The 22425-nt window shown below is 64.9% G+C and carries 21 protein-coding genes and 3 pseudogenes; 14 read left to right on the top strand and 10 right to left on the bottom strand.

The window, feature by feature from the left end; genetic code table 11:
- Positions 1-15 precede the first annotated feature (15 nt).
- The 3 genes and pseudogenes from C6P61_RS07060 to C6P61_RS07050 all read left to right on the top strand — a co-directional run.
- A pseudogene (locus C6P61_RS07060) lies at positions 16-504 on the top strand (IS5 family transposase); the annotation flags it as partial.
- 193 nt (positions 505-697) lie between these two features.
- Entirely contained in the window at positions 698-934 is a 237-nt protein-coding gene (locus C6P61_RS17600) for a hypothetical protein (protein WP_146114981.1), read from the top strand.
- Between the two features lie 2015 nt (positions 935-2949).
- Positions 2950-3279, top strand: a complete 330-nt coding sequence (locus tag C6P61_RS07050) for a hypothetical protein (RefSeq protein ID WP_105729212.1) — start codon at positions 2950-2952, stop codon at positions 3277-3279.
- A gap of 12 nt (positions 3280-3291) precedes the next feature.
- Here the strand turns inward: C6P61_RS07050 and C6P61_RS07045 are convergent, their stop codons facing one another.
- Complete coding sequence (locus tag C6P61_RS07045; RefSeq protein ID WP_105729211.1) at positions 3292-4299, bottom strand: zinc-dependent alcohol dehydrogenase family protein; 1008 nt, start codon at positions 4297-4299, stop codon at positions 3292-3294.
- A gap of 125 nt (positions 4300-4424) precedes the next feature.
- Here C6P61_RS07045 and C6P61_RS07040 point away from each other — a divergent pair, with 125 nt between their 5' ends.
- The 10 genes from C6P61_RS07040 (at position 4425) to C6P61_RS06995 (ending at position 13336) form a co-directional block, all read left to right on the top strand.
- Positions 4425-5159, top strand: coding sequence for an ABC transporter substrate-binding protein (locus C6P61_RS07040; RefSeq protein WP_105729210.1), 735 nt, complete (start codon positions 4425-4427; stop codon positions 5157-5159).
- A gap of 34 nt (positions 5160-5193) precedes the next feature.
- Positions 5194-5577, top strand: coding sequence for an SMU1112c/YaeR family gloxylase I-like metalloprotein (gene gloA2 / locus C6P61_RS07035; protein ID WP_105729209.1), 384 nt, complete (start codon positions 5194-5196; stop codon positions 5575-5577).
- 113 nt (positions 5578-5690) lie between these two features.
- Positions 5691-7598: a threonine--tRNA ligase gene (thrS, locus tag C6P61_RS07030; protein WP_105729208.1), complete on the top strand. Its 1908-nt coding sequence runs from the start codon at positions 5691-5693 to the stop codon at positions 7596-7598.
- Between the two features lie 95 nt (positions 7599-7693).
- Positions 7694-8308, top strand: a complete 615-nt coding sequence (gene infC, locus C6P61_RS07025) for a translation initiation factor IF-3 (RefSeq protein ID WP_280524130.1) — start codon at positions 7694-7696, stop codon at positions 8306-8308.
- A 176-nt stretch (positions 8309-8484) separates the two neighbouring features.
- Positions 8485-8688, top strand: a complete 204-nt coding sequence (gene rpmI, locus C6P61_RS07020) for a 50S ribosomal protein L35 (protein WP_105729206.1) — start codon at positions 8485-8487, stop codon at positions 8686-8688.
- Between the two features lie 25 nt (positions 8689-8713).
- A complete protein-coding gene (gene rplT, locus C6P61_RS07015) occupies positions 8714-9073 on the top strand; it encodes a 50S ribosomal protein L20 (RefSeq protein ID WP_105729205.1) in 360 nt (119 codons plus the stop codon).
- A gap of 113 nt (positions 9074-9186) precedes the next feature.
- Positions 9187-10257, top strand: coding sequence for a phenylalanine--tRNA ligase subunit alpha (gene pheS / locus C6P61_RS07010; RefSeq protein ID WP_105729204.1), 1071 nt, complete (start codon positions 9187-9189; stop codon positions 10255-10257).
- 30 nt (positions 10258-10287) lie between these two features.
- On the top strand, positions 10288-12708 hold the full coding sequence (gene pheT / locus C6P61_RS07005; protein WP_105729203.1) for a phenylalanine--tRNA ligase subunit beta: 2421 nt from the start codon (positions 10288-10290) through the stop codon (positions 12706-12708).
- Between the two features lie 11 nt (positions 12709-12719).
- Complete coding sequence (locus C6P61_RS07000; protein WP_105729230.1) at positions 12720-13061, top strand: integration host factor subunit alpha; 342 nt, start codon at positions 12720-12722, stop codon at positions 13059-13061.
- 8 nt (positions 13062-13069) lie between these two features.
- The gene (locus C6P61_RS06995; RefSeq protein ID WP_244908804.1) at positions 13070-13336 is read left to right on the top strand and encodes a PsiF family protein; all 267 of its coding nucleotides are present in this window, start codon (positions 13070-13072) and stop codon (positions 13334-13336) included.
- Here C6P61_RS06995 and C6P61_RS06990 read toward each other — a convergent pair.
- Both C6P61_RS06990 and C6P61_RS06985 read right to left on the bottom strand, forming a co-directional pair.
- Positions 13314-14213, bottom strand: coding sequence for a DMT family transporter (locus C6P61_RS06990; RefSeq protein ID WP_244908802.1), 900 nt, complete (start codon positions 14211-14213; stop codon positions 13314-13316). The genes C6P61_RS06995 and C6P61_RS06990 overlap by 23 nt on opposite strands.
- Positions 14210-14725, bottom strand: a complete 516-nt coding sequence (locus C6P61_RS06985) for a methylated-DNA--[protein]-cysteine S-methyltransferase (RefSeq protein ID WP_105729201.1) — start codon at positions 14723-14725, stop codon at positions 14210-14212. The genes C6P61_RS06990 and C6P61_RS06985 overlap by 4 nt, the downstream gene beginning before the upstream one ends.
- Before the next feature lie 105 nt (positions 14726-14830).
- Here C6P61_RS06985 and C6P61_RS06980 point away from each other — a divergent pair, with 105 nt between their 5' ends.
- Positions 14831-16213, top strand: a complete 1383-nt coding sequence (locus C6P61_RS06980; RefSeq protein WP_105729200.1) for a phosphomannomutase/phosphoglucomutase — start codon at positions 14831-14833, stop codon at positions 16211-16213.
- Positions 16214-16277: 64 nt separating this feature from the next.
- Here the strand turns inward: C6P61_RS06980 and waaA are convergent, their stop codons facing one another.
- From waaA to C6P61_RS06950, 7 genes and pseudogenes are all read right to left on the bottom strand, one after another.
- On the bottom strand, positions 16278-17582 hold the full coding sequence (gene waaA, locus C6P61_RS06975; protein WP_105729199.1) for a lipid IV(A) 3-deoxy-D-manno-octulosonic acid transferase: 1305 nt from the start codon (positions 17580-17582) through the stop codon (positions 16278-16280).
- A complete protein-coding gene (locus C6P61_RS06970; protein ID WP_105729198.1) occupies positions 17579-18661 on the bottom strand; it encodes a glycosyltransferase in 1083 nt (360 codons plus the stop codon). The genes waaA and C6P61_RS06970 overlap by 4 nt, the downstream gene beginning before the upstream one ends.
- Positions 18658-19710, bottom strand: coding sequence for a lipopolysaccharide heptosyltransferase II (gene waaF, locus C6P61_RS06965; protein WP_105729197.1), 1053 nt, complete (start codon positions 19708-19710; stop codon positions 18658-18660). Before waaF ends, C6P61_RS06970 begins: the two co-directional genes overlap by 4 nt.
- 13 nt (positions 19711-19723) lie before the next feature.
- Positions 19724-20260: pseudogene (gene gmhB / locus C6P61_RS06960) on the bottom strand (D-glycero-beta-D-manno-heptose 1,7-bisphosphate 7-phosphatase); the annotation flags it as partial.
- Positions 20261-20305: 45 nt separating this feature from the next.
- Positions 20306-20776, bottom strand: a pseudogene (gene rfaE2, locus C6P61_RS18155) (D-glycero-beta-D-manno-heptose 1-phosphate adenylyltransferase); the annotation flags it as partial.
- Positions 20773-21720 (bottom strand): D-glycero-beta-D-manno-heptose-7-phosphate kinase, encoded by a 948-nt coding sequence (gene rfaE1, locus C6P61_RS06955; protein WP_105729196.1) that lies wholly within the window; start codon positions 21718-21720, stop codon positions 20773-20775. The pseudogene rfaE2 and the gene rfaE1, both read right to left, overlap by 4 nt.
- Before the next feature lie 2 nt (positions 21721-21722).
- The gene (locus tag C6P61_RS06950) at positions 21723-22292 is read right to left on the bottom strand and encodes a D-sedoheptulose-7-phosphate isomerase (protein ID WP_105729195.1); all 570 of its coding nucleotides are present in this window, start codon (positions 22290-22292) and stop codon (positions 21723-21725) included.
- Between the last annotated feature and the right edge of the window lie 133 nt (positions 22293-22425).

Raw genomic sequence — 22425 nt, 5'->3', positions numbered from 1 at the left:
CGGAGACTTTGAACACGTTCTAAGAAGGGCAACCAGTGGCACCACGGCATGAAGGCCCACATCGGGGCGGACGCTGATTCTGGCCTGGTTCACACCGTGACCACCACGGCTGCCAACGCACACGACATCACGCAGGCGCACGAGCTGCTGCACGGCGAGGAAACCGACGTCTTCGCGGACTCGGGCTACCGGGGCGTCGAGAAGCGAGCAGAAGTGCAGGACAAGCACCCTGAGGTGAACTGGCATGTGGCCATGATGCCCAGCAAGCGCCAGGTGCTGGACAAAGACACGCCGATGGGAGCCATTCTGGAGAAGCTGGAGAAGACCAAGGCAAGCATCCGGGCCAAGGTGGAACACCCGTTTCGGGTCATCAAGCGGCAGTTCGGCTACGTCAAGGTCAAGTACCGGGGACTGGCCAAGAACACGGCCAACCTGATGACGCTGTTTGCGCTGAGTAATCTGTGGATGGCGCGCAAGCGGCTTTTGAACATGGCCCAGGGATGAGTGCGCCCGAAGCTCGCAAGAAGGCCGGCGACAGGGACGAAATGGGCTCTCAAACGCCATGAAATGCTCTGAAACTTCCACTATCTGAAAAATTACAACGCAACTTCGGCGTCAGCAGGGGTTGTGCAGACCTTCCCTAGAACTGGCGTACATAACCAAGGTTAAGCCAGAGAATGCCTCTTACACAAAGTGTGTGTACAGCCTTGTCGATTCTCGACATGTTGTACGCTGCGGCATTTCCTTCGGTAGCCCTGAGTTGGCCCAGAAGGGTTACTGGGAAATCGAATCTAATAATGGCATTCCGATCATTTATGCAATGAACGGCAAAGCCTTATCTGCCCTCGATAAGATGGGATATTCTGAAATCTTCAAAGCAGGAAATGGCAGGTCGCCGCTCAATATCACAAAGATCGATGAGTTGCTCAAATGATATTTTCTTATGCTTCCGTGTTTCAAGTGCTACCGTCGTAGATTGGCATGAAGGGTGCGAGATCGTACTCTAAGCCTAACTGTTAGTTCAATGTGGATGCCTCCAACGGCCATGCTTCGATATTTTATTGGTAAATGTTGATATTCTGCGCTCTTTGGATTTTGGGGTAATTTGACTAGTTGATTGGCCGTTTCCATATGAATGCATACCGTAGCAAAGATTGGCACTCATTTCGGCGTGAAGTTATCCGATTAGATAATCATGCATGCACGCTATGTGGACGCAAGGAGTCTGAAGGGGTAATTCTTCAAGTGCATCACAAAGAATACTTTCAAGGAAGAAAGCCATGGGAGTATCCATATCAACTTTGTATGACGGTTTGCAAGGGATGTCATGCCGCTGAGCACGGGATAATTCCACCAAAATTCGGGTGGGAACATGTCGGATGGGACGATCTGGGTAACCTCGATGGAACTTGTGAGTGTTGCGGAAAATCTATACGCTACGCTTTTCTTGTTACCCATAAAGCTTGGGCTTCAATGGAGGTTGGGGAGGTCTGTTGCGATAATCTTACTTCCACTCAAGTTGCGAGTGGCGTGATGGAGTCGCGCCGACGATATTTAAATCGCCTGGAAACTTTTATATTTTCCACTCGGTGGCGCCAAAATGGGGGAAACCGCCATGCAATTCAGCACAAACGACTTTATATTGAAATAATAGAGCAAGATTCTGTGTGCAAAATCTGCTTGGATGGTAGAACTGGAAATAAATATTTTCCGTCAGTTACTGAAGCAAAAATCGCAACATTTGAGTTAATTGAGAGCGGCGAGTTGCATGCCTATCAGGAAAGACGACGTCAGAAAACTGCTTGTCTTCGAAAATAAATGAGATGATTTCATGCTCGCCGCGGATTAAATGGATTCCGTTATACGTGAGTCACTTTCCGCTGAACTTGGCTGTGGTCAAAATCTCGTAAGTGACTGATTTTCATAGGGATTAACTTCAGGAAAAATTTTCCACAGGGGGGTTATAAGTTGTTGATTTATAGGGGCTTCATGACTTGTATATGACGGAATGAATTAAATCCCCCCTTGCTTTACCCGCGCCAGCCGATACTTACCAGTGCCTTAGCAATTGCATCGGCCTGTGCATTCATATTTATTTTACGAAGCAAGGCGACCATCAGTGGCCAAGGGGGCGTTATTGCCATATACGGATTTTCATCAGGTCCGGTGTACATGCCGCCACTTGGCCCCGTGTATAACCCTCCTCCCGGACCAGAGTACAAGCCTCCGCCTGGCCCCGAGTATAAGCCTCCGCCGGGACCCGTGTAAGCACCACCTCCTGGGCCAGTATATAGGCCACCTCCAGGTCCGGTGTAAGCACCGCCGCCCGGACCGGTGTACATGCCGCCCCCAGGCCCTGTGTAAGCGCCACCACCGGGGCCTGTGTACAAGCCACCACCGGGACCGGTATAAGCACCACCTCCCGGTCCCGTGTACATATTTCGAACCCACATTTTAGGACTGCTCATCGTCGCTCTCCTCTTAGGTTTTCTTGATATCTAATGTAATGTACCCCGCAAAAATTTCGGGGTAAGCATTGGCAATTCGGAATGATCTGAGCACGAATTTCTCCTGAAAGTGACTTGTAGCCTGGATTTGCGGTCAATTCACTGAAAGTATACAGGTGTAAAGTTCCGTGAAATCCGGCTCGCCTGTTTCGAGCACTTCACAAATTGAAGCCAAGCCGCGAGCGCATTCTTAAGGGCACTATAGTCGGTGCATAGAGCGAGTTCATGCACGAGGCGCGCGCAGTTCAGGGTCGTGCACCTCGGACGATGACTGCTTTGAGGTACGGTGTCGAACGTCAGCTACGGATCGAAACCAGTCGTACAAACCTGCGTGTAAGCAGTTTCTCCTGAGGTCCACGGCCTCCTGGCTGGCCTCAAGCTCGACCCAGTTCCGTGGTTTTGTCCTGGACAAGCAAGACCTGGGCTTGTAGCATCGACACCCATGGCCGGACTATTCAACAAGCTCCCGGGTTTCCAGCAAACCCCAGCCGGTGCCGAGCGGGTTACTCTGCGGCGCCTGCCCCGGATCGCCTGGGTCGGCACGCTGTTGCTGCTGCTGCCTTCCCTGCTGTCCCGGCTTGCCATTTGGTTTGAGTTCAGCAGCGAAGGCCCGGGCATGCCGGGCATGGTCGATATCTATGTGATCAGCCTGATCATCCTGCACTGGACGGTGCTGCTCACGGTCGGGATTTACGCCTTCATCGTGTTGGCGATGAAGGGACCGGCCTACGTGGCCGACCCCTATCCGATGAACGACGCCGATCAAATCTGATCGGATCGGGGCTCAGAACTCGAGCACGATCTTGCCGAAATGCCGGCCCGAGGCCTGGTGCCGGAAGGCGTCGGCAATCTGTTCCAGCGGGAAGCTGCAGTCGATCACGGGTCGCATCTGGTTGGCTTCAATGGCGCGCACCATGTCGAGCTGCTGCTCGCGGTTGCCCACGATCAGGCCCTGCAGTCGGCCCTGCTTGGCCATCAAGGCTGCCGTCGGCACCTCGCCGCTGAGTCCGGTCAGGACCCCGATCAAGGCGATATGGCCGCCGACCTTGAGCGCGGCGATCGATTGCGGCAGGGTGGCCGGGCCACCGATCTCGACCACATGGTCCACCCCTTGCCCGCCCGCGAGCTCGAACGCCTTGGCGCCCCAGTCCGCCTGGGTCCGGTAGTTGATGACGTGGTCGGCGCCCAGTGCCTTCAAGCGTTCGAGCTTGTCGTCCGAGGACGAGGTCGCGATCACGGTGGCGCCCATGAGCTTGGCGAACTGCAGCGCAAACACCGAAACTCCGCCGCTGCCCATCACCAGCACCTTGTCGCCGGCCTTGAGTCCGCCATTGACCACCAGCGCGCGCCAGGCCGTCAGCCCCGCCGTCGTCAAGGTGGCGGCTTCGGCATGGCTGAAGCCTGCCGGGGCGCGGGTGAAGCCATGTGCCGGCCGGACGACCGCTTCGCAGGCATAGCCGTCAACCCCGTCGCCCGGCACGGTGGAAAAGTCTGCCACCTTGGGGCCGCCATCGAGCCAGCCAGGGAAGAAGCAGGAAACGACATGGTCGCCGACCTGGAATTCCTCCACGCCCGGTCCCACCGCTTCCACCACGCCGGCGCCGTCCGACATCGGGATGCGGCCATCGGCCGTCGGCATGGCACCGATCACCACCGCATAGTCATGGAAGTTGAGCGAGCTGGCATGAATGCGGACGCGGATTTCCCCCGGACCCGGCACGCCCGGATCGGTGTCGTCGCACAGTTGCAGCTGGTCGAGTGCGGCCGGGGCACGCAGGTGAATGGCTTTCATTGCAGCGGGTCCTTTTGAGTGAAGCCTGTGGCCAAGTCGATTCCAGCACTGGAGCGGCCGGGTGTCGTCAGCGGCCTGAAATCGTTCAAGATGAGAATCCTGTCGTTCTGATCCTTGTCTGAATCATGATAGCCCACCCTTCTGTTCTTTCCTCCCTGGCCCCGACCGGCCGCCTGCGCGCCGTCATCAACCTCGGCAACCCCATCCTCGCCAAGCGGGATGACCAGTCCGGCCAGCCCGTCGGCGTCTCGGTTGATCTCGCGTCGGAGCTGGCGCGCCGCCTGGGCGTCGAAGCCGAATTCCTGCTGGTCGAGAAGGCCGCCGATTCGGTCGCTGCCGTGAACGAGGGCAGGGCGGACATCGGCTTCTTCGCGGTTGACCCCGCGCGCGGCGCCGAGATCGCCTTCACCGCGCCTTATCTGCTGATCGAGGGCGCCTACCTGGTGCGCGATGAGTCGCCGCTGCAGGCCAACGAGGAGGTTGATCGTGCCGGCCTGCGCGTCGCCGTCGGCAAGGGCAGCGCCTACGACCTGTTCCTGAGCCGCGAACTCAAGGCCGCCGAGATCGTGCGCGCGCCTTCGTCGCCCGATGTGGTGCCGGCCTTCCTGGAGCAGAGGCTTGAGGTCGCTGCCGGCGTCAAGCAGCAACTTGAGATGGATGCGGCGCGCCTGCCGGGCCTGCGCCTGCTGCCCGGGCGCTTCATGGTGATCCGGCAGGCGATGGGAACCGCCAAGGCAGCGGGCCAGCAGGCAGCAGACCATGTCGCGGCCTTCGTCGAGGCCATGAAGGCGTCCGGCTTCGTCGCGCAAGCCTTGCAGCGCCACGGTATCGACGGGGTTACGGTCGCGCCAGCGGCTTGACGCGGCTGTGGCTGGCTTCGATACTGGCCGGCCTATGTTGCGCCGCATTCACCACATCGCCATCATCTGCTCGGACTACCAGCGCTCCAAACGTTTCTATACTGAGACTCTGGGCCTGCGCCTGATCGCCGAGCATTACCGCGCCGAGCGCCAGTCGTACAAGACCGACCTGGCGCTGCCCGACGGCAGCCAGATCGAGCTGTTCTCCTTCCCGCAGCCGCCGGCCCGGCCGACCCGTCCCGAAGCCTGCGGCCTGCGCCATCTGGCCTTCGCGGTCGATGATGTCGCGCGCTGCAAGGCCGAGCTTGAGGCGCGCGGGGTCGCGGTCGAGGAAGTCCGCGTCGACGAGTACACCGGGCGCCGCTTTGTCTTCTTTGCCGACCCCGACGGCCTGCCGCTGGAGCTGTACCAGGACTGAGCCCGCGCCCGCGCCGCCGGCAGGTCGGCAGCCGTTTTGTGTAAAAATCGGGCACTAGCATTGAGCTTTCCTCAACGCGGCCCCGGCCGCGTTTTCCGTTTCTGGACATCCTTATGTTGAACATCACGCTTCCCGACGGCTCACTTCGCCAGTTTCCCGGCCCGGTCACGGTGGCCGAGGTCGCGGCCTCGATCGGCTCCGGCCTGGCCAAGGCCGCGCTGGGCGGCAAGGTTGACGGCAAACTGGTCGATACCAGCTACCGTATCGAGCAGGACGCTGGCCTGGCCATCGTCACCGCCAAGGACGCCGACGGCCTGGAGCTGATCCGCCACTCGAGCGCCCACCTGCTGGCCTATGCGGTCAAGCAGTTGTTCCCCGAGGCGCAGGTCACGATCGGTCCGGTGATCGACAACGGCTTCTATTACGACTTCTCGTACAAGCGCCCGTTCACGCCCGATGACCTGGTCGCGATCGAGAAGAAGATGACCGAACTCGCCAACAAGGACGAGGCCGTGCAGCGCCGCGTGCTGCCGCGCGACGAGGCGGTCGACTACTTCAAGGGCCTGGGCGAGCATTACAAGGCCGAGCTGATCGCCAGCATCCCGAGCAACGAGGATGTCAGCCTGTACCGCGAAGGCGCTTTCGAGGACCTGTGCCGCGGCCCCCATGTGCCGAGCACCGGCAAGCTCAAGCATTTCAAGCTCATGAAGGTGGCGGGCGCCTACTGGCGCGGCGACCATCGCAACGAGATGCTGCAGCGCATCTACGGCACCGCCTGGGCCAGCAAGGACGACCTGCAGGCCTATCTGACCCGCCTGGAAGAAGCCGAGAAACGCGATCACCGCAAGCTGGGCCGCGAACTCGACCTGTTCCACATCGACGACCACGCGCCGGGCCTGGTGTTCTGGCACCCCAAGGGCTGGACTGTCTGGCAGCAGGTCGAGCAGTACATGCGCAAGGTGTATCGCGACCATGGCTACCAGGAGGTCAAGGGTCCGCAGATCCTGGACCAGGGTCTGTGGGAGAAGACCGGCCACTGGGACAAGTACCGCGACAACATGTTCGTGACCGAGTCGGAAAAGCGCGACTACGCCCTGAAACCGATGAACTGCCCGGGTCATATCCTGATCTACAAGCAGGGCATCAAGAGCTACCGCGACCTGCCGCTGCGCTACGGCGAGTTCGGCCAGTGCCACCGCAACGAGCCCTCGGGCGGCCTGCACGGCATCATGCGCGTGCGCGGCTTCACCCAGGATGACGGCCATATCTTCTGCACCGAAGACCAGATCCTGGCCGAGTGCGACACCTTCACCCAGGTGCTGAAGAAGGTCTACGCCGACTTCGGCTTCAGCGACATCCTGTACAAGGTCTCGACCCGTCCGGCCGCGCGCATCGGCTCCGACGAGCTGTGGGACAAGGCCGAGCAGGCACTGATGGCCAGCCTGCGCCATTCGGGTTGCGAGTTCGTGATCTCGGAGGGCGACGGCGCCTTCTACGGCCCGAAGATCGAGTACACGCTGAAGGACGCGATCGGTCGCGAATGGCAGTGCGGCACGATCCAGGTCGACTTCAACCTGTCCGAGCGCCTCGACGCCGAGTATGTGGCCGAGGACGGCAGCCGCCAGCGCCCGGTGATCCTGCACCGCGCGATCGTCGGCAGCCTGGAGCGCTTCATCGGCATCCTGATCGAGCAGCATGCCGGCGCCTTGCCGGTCTGGCTGGCGCCGGTCCAGGTCGCGGTGCTCAACATCACCGACGCCCAGGCCGACTATTGCCGCGAAGTGGCGGCCAAGCTCGAAGCCCACGGCGTGCGCGTCGCGTTGGATCTGCGCAACGAAAAGGTCAACTACAAGGTGCGCGAGCACGCGATGAAGAAGCTGCCCTACATCCTGGTCGTCGGCGACAAGGAGAAGGAAGCCGGCGCGGTGGCGGTGCGTGCACGCGGCAACCAGGACCTCGGCGTGCTGGCGCTGCAAGATTTTTCCGCTCGCATCCTTGCGGAGATCGCCAACAAGGCTTAAACTTGCCGCCTTGACTCCGGCGCCATAACTGCGTCTGGGTATCGGCATGCGCGGCACAAGTGCCGCGCTGCGGCTTTACGAATCGAGGTCTTACCATCGCTACCAACCCCAACTTCCGCGACCGTCGCCAACGCGAAGAGCGCGCGCATCGCTTGAACCGTGAGATCATGGCGCCCGAAGTGCGCCTGACGGGCCCTGAAGGCGAAGCCATCGGTGTCGTCAGCATCCATGAAGCCCTGCGCATGGCAGGCGACCTGGACGTCGACCTGGTGGAAATTGCCGCCATGGCGAACCCGCCGGTCTGTCGTCTGATCGACTACGGCAAGTTCAAGTACGCGGAACAGAAGAAGGCTGCGGAAGCGAAGGCCAAGCAGACGGTCATCGAGATCAAGGAAATCAAGTTCCGTCCCGGTACCGATGAAGGCGACTACCAGATCAAGATGCGCAACGTGCGCCGCTTCCTGGAAGAAGGCGACAAGTGCAAGATCACGCTGCGTTATCGCGGTCGCGAGATCACGCACCAGGAAATCGGCATGGCGCTGCTGCAGCGCATCCGCGACGAACTGGGCGACACCATCATCGTCGAGCAGTTCCCCAAGCTCGAAGGCCGTCAGATGATCATGATGATCGCACCGGGCCGCAAGAAGGCCGGCGGCGGCGCTGCCAAGCCGGCAGCAGAAGCTGCAGTTCCGGCTCCGGCCGCGAGCTGATCGAACGTTAGTTTCTCGGGTCCTGATCGGTTGGTCGCCGAACGGGGTCCCGCGGTACTTCGGTACCGCAATGTGTCACGGTTGATTCCGTGGCGCACTACCAAGTGGCTCGGGGCCAACAAGACTGCGATCAGGTTCGCGGCGCCTCACGAGCACAAACCATAAGGAGCATTCCAATGCCCAAGATGAAGACCAAGAGCAGTGCGAAGAAACGTTTTCGCGTTCGTCCGGGTGGTACCGTCAAGCGCGGTCAAGCCTTCAAGCGTCACATCCTGACCAAGAAGACCACCAAGAACAAGCGCCATCTGCGCGGTGCGGTGAATGTCCATGAGACCAATATGGGTCACATGGCACAGATGCTGCCCGGCATGGGCCTGTAATTCAACGACGAACTAGGAGAGAACTATGCCTCGCGTCAAACGTGGTGTCACCGCACGTGCCCGTCACAAAAAAGTCCTGGCCTTAGCCAAAGGTTTCCGCGGCCGCCGCGGTAACGTCTATCGCATCGCCAAACAGGCGGTGATGAAGGCTGGTCAGTACGCTTACCGTGACCGCCGCAACAAGAAGCGCGTGTTCCGCCGTCTGTGGATCGCTCGTATCAACGCCGGTGCGCGTGCCCTGGGCCTGACCTACAGCCAGTTCGCCAACGGCCTGAAGAAGGCTTCGATCGAAGTCGACCGCAAGATGCTGGCCGATCTGGCCGTGAACGACCCGGCAGCTTTTGCTGCTATCGTCGAGCAGGTCAAGGCCAAGCTGGCCGCCTGATGGACGCCGGGTTTTAGCGCAACCTGAAACCCGAGCATTTGAGGGCCAGCGCCGATAAGGCACTGGCCCTTTTTCATTTTGGATTGCCCGCAATCCGCTGTTGGACCGTTGAGATGAACGACCTCGATGCCCTGGTGAGCGCCGCGCGCGAACTGTTCGCGCAAGCCGCCACCCCCGCCGACCTGGAAAACGCCAAGGCCCAGTTCCTGGGCAAGAGCGGTCGCGTGACCGAACTCATGAAGGGCATGGCTGCCCTGAGCGTGGAAGAGAAGAAGACCCGTGGCGCGGCCGTCAACGTCGCCAAGCAGGCGATCGAGGCTGCCCTCAACGAGCGCCGTGCCGCCCTGGCCGAGGCCGAGCTGCAGCGCCAGCTGCAGGCCGAGTCGCTCGATGTGACGCTGCCGGGCCGCGTGCGCGGCAACGGCGGCCTGCACCCGGTCAGCCTGACGCTCGAGCGCATCGAGGCCATCTTCGGTTCGATGGGTTTCGAGGTCGCCGACGGTCCCGAGATCGAGTGCGACTGGTACAACTTCACTGCGCTCAACACGCCCGAGGATCACCCGGCGCGTTCGATGCACGACACCTTCTACGTCGAAGGCGTGAAGGATGGCGAGCCCAACCTGCTGCGCACCCACACCAGCCCGATGCAGGTGCGCCATGCGGTCCAGCATGTCAAGCGCCACCGCGAGGCGGCCGGTGCGCCGGCCGACCTGCCGTTTGGCGGCGCGATGCCCGAGATCCGCGTCATCGTGCCGGGCCGCACCTATCGCGTCGACAGCGACGCGACCCATTCGCCGATGTTCCACCAGTGCGAAGGCCTGTGGATCGGCGAGAACATCAGCTTCAAGGACCTGAAGTTCGTCTTCACCGACTTCTGCCGCACCTTCTTCGAGTCGGATGACCTGGTGCTGCGCTTCCGTCCGAGCTTCTTCCCCTTCACCGAGCCGAGCGCCGAGATCGACATCGCGTTTGCCAGCGGTCCGCTGGCCGGGCGCTGGCTCGAAGTCGGCGGCTGCGGCCAGGTGCACCCGAACGTGGTGCGCAACATGGGCCTCGACCCCGAGCGCTACATCGGCTTTGCCTTCGGCATGGGCCCGGACCGCCTGACCATGCTGCGCTATGGCGTCAACGACCTGCGCCTGTTCTTCGACGGCGACATCCGCTTCCTGAGCCAGTTCCGCTGATCCGCAACCCGTTTCCGAGAGTAGAGAGTTATGCAATTCCCCGAATCGTGGCTGCGTGAGTTCTGCAACCCGCCGCTGACCAGCCAGGAGCTGGCCGACAAGCTGACCATGGCCGGCCTGGAGGTCGAGGAGCTGGTGCCCGTGGCACCGCCGTTCCAGAAGATCGTGATCGGCACCATCGTCGCGGCCGAACAACACCCGAATGCCGACCGCCTGCGCGTGTGCCAGGTCGATGTCGGCCAGGCCGAGCCGCTGCAGATCGTCTGCGGTGCGCCCAATGCGCGCGTCGGCATCAAGATTCCGGCCGCGCTGGTCGGCGCCGAACTGCCGCCCGGCGAGGACGGCAAGCCGTTCAAGATCGGCAAGGGCAAGCTGCGCGGCGTCGAGAGCTTCGGCATGCTGTGCTCGGCGCGCGAGCTGAAACTGTCGGAAGAGAACGCCGGCTTGCTCGAGCTGCCCGACGATGCGCCGATCGGCCAGTCGATCCGCGACTACCTGAAGCTCGACGACCAGCTGTTCACGCTGAAGCTGACGCCGAACCTGGCCCATTGCCTGAGCGTCTACGGCATCGCGCGTGAACTCGCCGCGCTGACCGGTGCGCCGCTCAAGGCCCCGGCCTTCCCGACCCTGGCGCCGCAGATTGCCGATACCCTGCCGGTCGAGGTGCAGGCGGCTGACCTGTGCGGTCGCTTTGCCGGTCGCGTCATCAAGGGCATCAATCCGCAGGCGCAGACCCCGGCCTGGATGGTCGAGCGCCTGGCGCGCTGCGGCCAGCGCAGTGTCTCGGCGCTGGTCGATATCTCGAACTACGTGATGTTCGAGCTCGGTCGTCCCTCGCATATCTTCGATCTGGACAAGATCCACGGCGGCCTGCAGGTGCGCTGGGGCCGCGCGGGCGAACAGCTCAAGCTGCTCAACGGCAACACCGTCACGCTCGACGAGCAGGTTGGCGTGATTGCCGACGCGCAGGCGGTCGAGTCGCTGGCCGGCATCATGGGTGGCGACGCCACCGCCGTCGGCGACGAGACGCGCAACGTCTTCGTCGAGGCCGCGTTCTGGTGGCCGAAGGCGATCGCTGGCCGTTCGCGCCGCTTCAACTTCAGCACCGATGCCGGTCACCGCTTCGAGCGCGGCGTCGATCCGCAGCAGATCGTCGAGCACCTCGAACGCATCAGCGAACTCGTGCAGCAGATCTGCGGCGGCCAGGTCGGCCCGGTGATCGACCAGGTCATCAATGTCCCCAGCCCGAAGCCCGTCACGCTGCGCGTGGCGCGCGCCAACAAGGTGATTGGCATGGCCTTGAGCCAGCAGCAATGCGCCGATGCGCTGCGCAGCCTGAGCCTGCCGGTGACCGAAGGCGAGGGCACTGTGACTGTCACGCCGCCGTCGTTCCGCTTCGACCTGCAGATCGAGGAAGACCTGATCGAGGAAGTCGCGCGCGTGATCGGCTATGAGAACCTGCCGCACACGCCGCCGCAGGCACCCGTGACGGCCCAGGTTCGCCCCGAGAGCCGCCGTGGCGCCTTTGCCTTGCGCCGCCAGCTGGCGCTGCAGGGCTACCAGGAGACGATCAACTTCAGCTTCGTCGAGGCGCGCTGGGAGCGCGACTATGCCGGCAATGCCGACCCGATCAAGCTGCTGAACCCGATCGCCAGCCAGCTCAGCGTGATGCGCAGCTCGCTGCTGGGCAGCCTGCTCAACGTGCTCAAGTTCAACACCGACCGCAAGGCCGCGCGCGTGCGCGTGTTCGAGCTCGGCCGCGTGTTCCGCAAGGATGCCAGCGTGCTCGACAGCGAGACCACGGTGGCCGGCTTTGACCAGCCGATGCGCGTTGCCGCGCTGGCCTGGGGTGACGCCGAGCAGCAGCAATGGGGTCTGCCGGCGCGTGCGGTCGATTTCTTCGATGTCAAGGGCGATGTCGAGGCGCTGCTGGCGCCGCGCGTGCCGAGCTTCGAGGCGGCCGAGCATCCGGCCATGCACCCGGGCCGCTGCGCCCGCGTGCTGCTCGACGGCGTGGCGATCGGCTTCGTCGGTGAACTGCATCCGCGCTGGCGCCAGGCCGAGGGCTGGCAGCAGGCGCCGGTGCTGTTCGAACTCGACCTGCCGGCGGTGCTGGCGCGCGAGGTGGCCCAGGCCCGGCCGGTGCCGCGCCACCAGCCGGTCGAGCGCGACCTGGCGGTCGTGGTCAACGAGTCGGTGACCCATGTCGCGCTGATGGCAGCCATTCGTGGCTCGGACGTCGACGGCCTGCTCAAGTCGGCCGTGCTGTTCGACGTCTACCGCGCCAAGAAGGGCGTCGAGGCGCCCGGACTGGCTGCCGACGAGAAGAGCCTGGCCGTGCGCCTGACGCTCGAAAGCTCGGAAGCGACGCTGACCGACGAGCAGATCGACGGTGTGGTGCAGGCCGCTTTGGCCGCGCTGCAGCAGCAAGTCGGCGCACGCCTGCGTTGAAAGTGACCGCCATGCCACACAACGAGCACCAGAGTGCAGAGCAGGGCGGTAACGCCCTGACCAAGGCCCAGCTGTCGGAAATCCTGTTCGAGCAGATCGGCCTCAACAAGCGCGAGTCCAAGGACATGGTCGACGGCTTTTTCGAGCTGATCGCCGAGACCCTGGTCGAGGGCCAGGATGTCAAGATCTCGGGCTTTGGCAATTTCCAGTTGCGCACCAAGGCCCCGCGTCCGGGGCGCAATCCGCGCACCGGCGAGGTGGTAGCGATTGACGCACGCCGCGTGGTAACCTTTCATGCGAGCCCCAAGCTCAAGGAAGCGGTGCAGTCCGGGTCCCCGGAGGCCGCTGTCTGAAACCTGTCATGAAAGCGTCGACCATGCTCAAGCCGATAGTCCTGGCCCTGTTTGCTTCCCTGATCGCCTTCTCGGCCGCCGCCGAGGGGCCGAGCTGCAGCGCCACTGCCGCCGAGAAGAAGCTGGCCGGCGCGGCCAAGAACAGCTTCATGAAGAAATGCGAGAAGGACGCGCAGGCCGCGGCCTGTGAAGCTCAGGCGGGCGAGAAGAAGCTGGCTGGCGCGGCCAGGAACAGCTTCGTCAAGAAATGCGTCAAGGACGCGGCTGGCGCCTGATCCAGCGCTCGGGCTGGATGAACTCGGTCGACAGCGCGACGCCGAGCAGGATCACCAGCCCGTAGCCGACCATCGCCAGCGTGACCTGTTCGCCCAGCAGCAGCGCGCCGTAGAGCAGCGCGAACAGCGGCACCATGAAGGTCACGGTCAGCGCCTTGGCCGGCCCGGCTTCGGCGATCAGCCGGTAGAACAGCACATAGGCCCAGGCCGTGCACAGCAGTCCGAGCGCGATCAGCGCGCCCCAGGCGGTCAGGCCCGGCATCTGCACCGGCCAGTACCAGACCGTCGGAACGGCGAGCAGCAGCGCCGCACCGATCAGGCTGGCCGCCGTGATCGCCAGCGCAGGCACGCCCTCCAGGTGCTTGCGGGTGTAGGTGGCGCTGATGCCATAGCAAAGGGTCGCGCCCAGGCAGGCCAGCACGGCCCAGCCGGTCTGCTCGCCGCCCACGCTGACCTTGTGCCAGGACAGCAAGGTGATGCCGACAAAGCCCAGTGCCAGCCCGAGCACGCGCCAGCGGTTGGGTACCTCGCGCAGCCAGATCCAGGCCACCAGCGCGCCGAACAGCGGCGCGCTGGCATTCAGTATCGATGTCAGCCCGGTGCTGATGTGCTGCAGCGCGTAGCAATAGAGCGCAAACGGGATGCCGGTGTTGAGCAGGCCCACCAGCAGCAGCGGGACTGCCTTGCGTCGCACCAGCTGCAGGTCGCAGCGCAACAGCAGCAGCGGCAGCATGGCCAGCGCGGCGATGCCGATGCGCAGGCCGGCGGTGCTCCAGGCGCCAAACTCGAGTGCGCCCACGCGCATGAACAGGAAGGAGCTGCCCCAGACAGCGGCCAGCAGCAGGAAATCTGCGCTCAGGGATCGTTGGAATTTCAAGGGAGAAGGAGTCCTTGGGCTTGCTCGAGTTGCAGCAGGAAAGTCTTGCGCGCCAGTCCGCCGGTGTAGCCGGTCAGGCTGCCGTCGGCGCCGATGACGCGGTGGCAGGGCAGAAAGATGGCCAGCGGGTTGCGACCGACCGCTGCCCCGAGCGCGCGCACCGCGCGTGGCCGCCCCAGCGCCTGCGCGAGCTGGCCGTACGGGGTGGTGTGGCCGTAGCGGATCAGAGTCAGCGCCTGCCAGACCGACTGCTGGAATTCCGTGCCATGCGAGTAGTCCAGCGGCAGCTCGAAATCTTGCCGCTGGCGCTCGAAATAGGCTTGCAGCTGGGTACAGGCGCGCGTCAGCAGCGGATGGTCGGGCTTGTCCAGCGCCGCTGCGGTCCAGTCCGGAATGCCCGCCTGGTCGCCGAACCAGCAGCCGCAAAGGGCCTGTTCGTGGCAGAGCAGCAGCAGCTCGCCGACGGGGCTGTGCCAGCGGGTGGAATAAAGGACGGTATTGGCCAGGTTCATCGGGTAGTGATCGTGTGACCCGCCATCATACGCCCAGGCCTGTCACGGATCAGCCAGCTGGATTTCCTACAATGGCAAGCATTTCAACCACAGGCGTTCCAGTTCATGCAAGTTCCTGCCACGGCCTTCAAGGCCTACGATATCCGCGGCGTCGTGCCCGATGCGCTCAATACCGATTTCGCGCGCGCGCTCGGCCTGGCTTTTGGCGCCCGCGCGCTCGGCCTGGGCGAGACCCAGGTCGCGGTCGGCCGTGATGGTCGCCTGAGCAGCCCGGAGTTGGCCGCAGCGCTGATCGAGGGCCTGGTCGAGGCCGGCGTGCAGGTGATCGACATCGGCATGGTCACCACGCCCATGACCTACTACGCGGCCAATGTGCTGTGCAATTCTGGCATCCAGGTCACCGGCAGCCACAACCCCAAGCACCACAACGGCTTCAAGATGGTGCTGGCGGGCCGCGCGATCTACGGCGACGAGATTCAGGCGCTGCGTCAATCGATGGAGGCCGAGGATGCGCCGCGTCGTGCTGGCGGCGGCGTGCGCCAGGTCGCGGTGCAGGACGACTACATCGCGCGCATCGTGTCGGACATCCGATTGGCGCGCCCGCTGAAAGTCGTGGTCGACTGCGGCAATGGCGTGGCCGGTGCCTCGGCGCCGCAGCTGTTCCGTGCGCTCGGCTGCGAGGTGGTCGAGCTGTTCAGCGAGGTCGATGGCGAGTTCCCGAACCACCATCCCGACCCGTCCAAGCCCGAGAACCTGCGCGACCTGATCGCCAAGCTGGCCGAGACCGGCGCCGACCTGGGCCTGGCCTTTGATGGCGACGGCGACCGCCTCGGCATCGTCACGCCGAGCGGCCAGAACATCTACCCGGATCGCCAGATGATGCTGTTCGCGCAGGATGTGCTGAGCCGCGTGCCGGGCGGTCAGATCGTCTTTGATGTCAAGTGCAGCCAGCGCCTGGCACCCGCCATCCTAGAAGCCGGTGGCGTGCCGCTGATGCACAAGACCGGACACTCGCTGATCAAGGCCAAGATGAAGGAAGTCGATTCGCCGCTGGGCGGCGAGATGAGCGGCCATATCTTCTTCAAGGAACGCTGGTATGGCTTCGACGACGGCAGCTACGCCGGCGCGCGCCTGCTCGAGATCGTTAGCCACCACGCCAACCCGGGCGCGCTGCTCGAAGGCCTGCCGACCAGCTTCTCCACCCCTGAGCTCAATGTGGCCTGTGGCGACGGCGAGCAGCATCAGCGGGTGACCGAACTGCAGGCGATCGCATCTTTCGCGGCGCCGGCCCAGGTCAACACCATCGACGGCCTGCGCGTGGACTGGCCGGACGGTTTCGGCCTGATCCGGGCATCGAATACCACGCCGGTGCTGGTGCTGCGCTTCGAGGGCCAGACCCAGGACGCGCTGCACCGCATCGAGGCCGAGATGATGGCGTTGCTGCTGCGCGTCAAGCCCGACGCGGTGGTCGGGGCTTCGGCGCACTGAGAGTCCATCAGCCCTTGAGCTGATCAGCCGGCAGCGCCTGTCTGCCGGTGGCCTGGGCCCAGTATCAGGCCGACAGACCAGCCAGCTGCTGTGCGCGTTCGATCAGCCGCGCGGTGCTGCCCTGGTTCTGGCGCATCCAGTCGGCGACGGCCGGGCTGGCGGCCGGGCTGGGAACCCCCTGCTCGAATGCGGAGACGAGGGCTTGGCCGAGCGCCTGCGCCGAGTCGACCAGCGTCACGGCATCGAGCGCCTGCAGCTCGGCATAGACCTCGCGGAAGTTGAACACCTGCGGTCCGCTGAGCACCGGCAGGTCCAGCACCAGCGGCTCGAGCGGATTGTGGCCGCCGTTGGCCACCAGGCTGCCGCCGACATAGGCCAGGTCGCTGGCGGAGTAGAAGGCCATCAGCTCGCCCAGGGTGTCGACGACCAGCACGGCACCCGTACCTGGGGCTGGCAGGCCGAGCGGCGGCAACTGCGGCACGGGGCCGAGTCCGCTGCGGCGCAGCGGCTGCAGGCCGGCGGCCTGCACCAGCGCCAGTACCGCTTCGGCGCGCTCCGGGTGGCGTGGCGCCAGCAGCAGCAGCGCCTGCGGTTGCTGCTCAAGCAGCAGCCGGTGCGCCGCCAGCACCTGCTCTTCCTCGCCCGGATGGGTGCTGGCGGCGATCCAGACCGGGCGCCCCTGACCCAGCCAGTCGCGCCAGGCCCGGCCCGCTGCGACCACCTGCGGCGAGCGCTCGAGGTCGAACTTGAGGTTGCCCAGCGCCTCGACCTGCCCAGCCGCTGCGCCGAGCGCGACGAAGCGCTCGGCATCTTCGCGCCCGCGCGCCGCGATCAGCGCGACGCGCTGCAGGGTCGGCGCGACCAGCCAGCGCAGCCGGCGGTAGGCCTTGAATGACTTGTCCGACAGCCGGGCATTGGCCATGATCAGCGGCAGCCCGCGCCGCTGCGCGCAGGCGTAGAGATTCGGCCAGATCTCGGTCTCCATCACGATGGCCAGGCTGGGCCGGCTGCGGCGCAGGAACAGCACCACCAGCCACGGCAGGTCGAACGGCAGGTAGCAATGCTCGACGCTGTCGCCGAACAGGCGCCGCACCTGGGCCGAACCGGTCGGGGTCGTGGTCGTGACCAGCAGCGCCCAGTCGGGATGGGCGGCCTGCCAGGCGCGCAGCAGCGGCGCGGCAGCGATCGTCTCGCCGACCGAGACCGCGTGCACCCACAGGCGTTGGCGCCTGGGCAGCACTGGCACGAACCCCAGCCGCTCGCCCCAGCGCTTGCGGTAGTCGGGGTTGCCCCGGCCGCGCAGCCAGAGCCGCAGCAGGGCCAGCGGGGTCAGCAGCAGCAGCAGGGCGGAATAAAGCAGGCGGGTCATGCGTTGAGCAATCGGCGGTAGACGGCCAGGTTGCCTTCACACATGGCATCGATCGAGAATTCATCGAGCACCAGCTGGCGACCGGCCTGGCCCATGGTCTGGCGCAGCGCGGCATCGTCGAGCAGGCGGTTCATGGCGGCGGCTAGGCCCGCCACATCGCCGGGGGCGATCAGCAATCCGTTTTGGCCGTCGCGCACCGCTTCGGGCATGCCGCCGGCCCGGGTGGCAATGATCGGCACCCGCGCGGCCGAGGCCTGCAGCAGCGACACGCCCAGGCCCTCCATGTCGGCCGGATGCACCAGCAGGTCCAGGCAGCCGAGCACGGCCGGCAGGTCGTCGCGAAAACCCAGCAGCCGCACCTGGCCGCTCAGCCCCTGGTCGCCGATGGCCTGCCTCAGCTCGGCCTCGAGCGGGCCGCGGCCGAAGATCAGGACCTGCAGCCTGGGGTGCTTGGCCAGCACCGCGGGCAGGGCGGCGAGCAGATGGCGGTGGCCCTTGCGCGGGATCAGCTGGGCCACGGTGCCGACCAGCAGCGCATCGGGTGCCAGTCCCAGTGCCGCCTTGAAGCCAGCCGGGTCGTAATCGATCAAGTAGGGTTTCGGATCGACCGCGCTGCGCACGCAGCTGACCTTCCCGGGCGCCAGCCCTTCGGCCAGCAGCACCTGGCGGATGCCTTGCGAGATCGTGATCACATGGTCGTACAGCCGGTACTTGAGCTTGACCAGCCAGCGTGGCTCCGGATTGTCGACCCGGCGCGACAGCACGCAGGGCACGCCCGCACGCCTGGCCGCCAGTCCGCCCCAGAGGTCGGCGCCGCGCCGGCTGTGGATATGCACCAGGTCGGGTTGCTCGGCCGCGATCAGGCGCCGCAGCCGCCCGACCAGGCCGAAGTCGAGGTCGCCCTTCATCGGCAGCTCGAACACCTGGGCGCTGGCGCGCGCCGGCTGCGCGATATGCGCACCCGGCGGGCAGGCCAGCAGATTCTCCACGCCGCGCTGGGCCAGCCCTTCCATGATGTAGAGCACCTGCTTGGCGCCACCGTAGAGATGGCGGCCGGATTCGATGTGCAGCACCTTCATGGCTGGTCCTGGCTTGCCAAGGCGGCGCGCGCCTGTTCGAGCACCTGGTCCGGGCGGATGTCGCGCAGGCAGGTATAGGCGCCGTTGCAGGTCGGGCGCCGCCGGCAGGGCGAGCATTCGAGTCCGAGCCAGATCACCCGGCCATTGCGCCGGCCGGTGTCGAGGTAGGGCCGGGTCGAGCCGAACAGCGCCACTGTCGGCCTGGCAAACGCGGTGCCCATGTGGGTCAGGCCGGTATCGACGCCGATCACCAGCGCCGCGTGCTTGATCAGCGCAGCCGCTTCCGGCAGTCGGGTCGCGCCCGCCAGCGACACCACGCCGGGCGTGCCGGCGACGATGCGCTCGGCCGCAGCCTGATCGGCCGGGCCGCCCAGGATCACGGGGGTGAGCCCGAGTTCGTCGCGCACCCGCGGCGCCAGCGCCTGCCAGGCGTCCTCGAACCAGTGCTTCTGTGGTCTTGTCGTGAACGGCGCGAACACCGCGTAGCGGCCGGCTTGCAGGCCATGCTCGGCCAGCAGCGCCTGGGTGCGGGCTTCGGTCTCGGCGGCGACATGCAGCTGCGGCAGGAAATCGCCGACTTCGAGTCCGAGCTGCTCGGCCAGATACAGGTATTCCGAGCTGATGCGGCGCTCGTCGCCACCCTTGGCAATGACCTCGGTCATCAGCCACTGGCTGCCTTCGCGCGAGCCCAGCCCGATGCGGCGCTTCGCACCCGTCAGCCAGGTCAGCCAGCCGCTTTTGAGCAGGCTTTGCAGGTCGATCGCGGTGTCGAAGCGCTTGCCCTTGAGCAGCCTGGCGAAGGCGCGCACGCGGCCCAGCAGCTCGCCGAAGCGGCGCTGCTGCCAGAGCTGCTTCCACTCGCTCTTGGGCCACAGGATCAGTTCATCGATGTTCGGGTCGGCTGCCAGCAGCTCGTGGATGCCGGGCTCGACCAGCCAGGCGATATGCGCTTGTGGATACTTGCGCCTGAGTGCGGCGGCAAACGGCGAGGCGAACACCACGTCGCCGATGGCGGAGGTACGGACGATCAGGAAGCGTTGTGCGGTCATGGATCGGGGTGGCTCAGTCCGGCAGCAAGGCGGCAACGCAGGACTGCAGGTCGGCATGGGCCGCATCGGCTCCGGCCAGCCCGGTGGTCGATTCGGCGTTGTCCGACTGCACGATATAGGCCCGACCGACGCCAGCGGCGCGTGCGGCCTCGATGTCGGACGGCTTGTCGCCGACCAGGATCGAGTCGGCCAGCGACAGGTTCAGCTCCTTGGCCGCGCGCAGGATCATGCCGGGCGCGGGCTTGCGGCAGTCGCAGTCGATGGCCAGTTCCGCCACCTTGCCCTTGGGGTGATGCGGGCAGTGGTAGACCGCATCGACGGCGGCGCCGGCATCCAGCAGCGCCTGCTGCATGGCGGCGGTCAAGGCCTGGTATTGCGCTTCGCTGTAGTAGCCGCGGGCGATGCCGGACTGGTTGGTCACCACCACCAGCGCGTAGCCGGCTTTTTTCAGCCGGCGCATGGCGTCGACGGCTCCCGGCACGAATTCGAAATCTTCCCAGCGGCTGACATAGGCCCGGTCCCGGTTGATCACGCCGTCGCGGTCCAGGAAGGCCGCCTTACGCGGCGTCGCAGCACTGGCTTCGGTGCCATCACCGGCGCGGATGCGCTTGACCAGCGCGGTGGTCGAGTAGCCGTCGACGAAGGGGATTGCCAGCGCGTCGCCGCCCCAGCTGCGCACGACCCGGGTTTCCTCCAGCGTTTCCATGTCGTAGTCGCCGCCCTTGACATAGAGGTCGGGCCGGATTTCCTGGATCAGCTCGACTGGTGTGCGTTCGTCGAAGAAGGTCACCAGTGCCACCGAGGCCAGCCCGGCCAGCACGGCCGCGCGGTCCTCGGCCCGGTTCAGCGGCCGGTCCGGGCCCTTGCCCAGCATGCGGGCCGATGCGTCCGAGTTGACCGCCACGATCAGCGAGCCACCGAGCGCGGCGGCCTGGTGCAGGTAGTTGACATGGCCGCGGTGCAGCACGTCGAACACGCCGTTGGTGAAGACGATCGGGCGTGGCAACGCAGCGATGCGTGCCGGCAGCTCGGCGCGCGGGCAGACCTTGTCTGTCAGTGCGCTCATGCGAACAGCTCCTCGTAGCTGACGGTGGCAGTGCCGAACTTGGCCACCACCAGACCGCCGGCGCGGTTGGCGATCTCCATCGCCTGCTCCAGCGCCAGGCCGCAGGCCAGCATCAAGGCCATGGTCGCGATCACGGTGTCGCCGGCGCCGGTGACATCGGCCACCTCGCGCACCTGGGCCTTGACATGGGAGACCCGGTCGGGCTCGAACAGCGACATGCCTTCCTCGGAGCGCGTCAGCAGCAGCGCCTGCAGCCCCAGGCGCTCGCGCAAGCCTTGCGCCTTGCGCTCAAGCTCGGCCTCGTCCTGCCAGCTGCCCACCACCTGCATCAGCTCGGCGCGGTTCGGCGTGATCAGGCTGGCGCCGCTATAGCGCGCGTAGTCGCTGCCCTTGGGGTCGACCAGCACCGGCTTGCCGGCGGCACGTGCGAGCTCGATCATGCGCGGGATATGCGCCAGCCCGCCCTTGCCGTAGTCCGAGAACAGCACCACGTCGTGCCGCGGCAGTTCGCGCTCGAAGTCGGCCAGCATCTGCGCCAGCACCTCATGTACCGGCTCCTGCTCGAAGTCGATGCGCAGCAACTGCTGGTTGCGGCCGATCACGCGCAGCTTGACGATGGTCTGCAGGCGCGGGTCCTGCCCCAGCACGGTCGCGATGCCTTGCTGGTGCAGCAGGGCCTGCAGCCGTTGTGCGGGTTCGTCCTGGCCCAGCATGCTCAGCAGCGTGACCTGGCCGCCCAGGGTCTTGACGTTGAGCGCGACGTTGGCCGCGCCGCCCAGGCGGTCCTGCTCGCGCTGCACATGCAGTACGGGCACTGGCGCTTCGGGCGAGATGCGCTCGACAGCACCGAACCAATAGCGGTCCAGCATCACGTCGCCGACCACCAGCACGCGGCGGGCTGCCAGCACCGCTTTTTCGGGGCAGGAATTCACGGTCATTGCCATGCTCACACCAGGCCGAGTTGCTGTTCGATCAGGCCGCACAGGGTGTGGCCGATCAGGATATGCGACTCCTGGATGCGTGCCGTCACCTGGCTCGGCACCACGATGGCAACATCACAGAGATCGCGCAGTGCGCCGCCGTCACGACCGAGCAGGCCGATCACTGACATGCCCAGCGCCCTGGCTTCCTCGACCGCGCGGATCACGTTGCGCGAATTGCCCGAGGTCGAGATAGCGACCAGTACGTCGCCGGCGCGACCCAGGCCTTGCAGCTGGCGCGCGAACACCTCGTCGAACGAGTAGTCGTTGCCGATGCAGGTCAGCGCCGAGCTGTCGGTCGACAGCGCCAGCGCCGCCAGCGGCTTGCGGTCCTTGATGAAGCGACCGGTCAGTTCGGCCGCCAGATGCTGGCTGTCGGCCGCGGAGCCGCCATTGCCGCAGAACATCAGCTTGCCGCCGGCGCGCAGCGACTGCGTGGCGAGTGCGCCAGCTTGGGCTACGGCGCCATCCAGGGGCTGCAGAGACTGGAGCAGGGCGATCTGTTCAGCCAGATTGTGCAAAAAGAGGGAATTCATGACGGGTTGCCAGACATGCAATCCCGCTATTGTCAGGGTAAACGGCAGCCGGCCTGCGTCGGCTGCACCGGCTCCATCCGAGCGATGGCGGGTGGTGTCAGGCAAAATACCAGCCTCCTTCCCCCCTCCTGCT

Origin of the sequence: Malikia spinosa, assembly GCF_002980625.1 — a bacterium.
In the GTDB taxonomy this organism is placed as follows: Bacteria; Pseudomonadota; Gammaproteobacteria; order Burkholderiales; family Burkholderiaceae_C; genus Malikia; species Malikia spinosa.
This window is presented reverse-complemented; position numbering and strand designations above follow the sequence as displayed.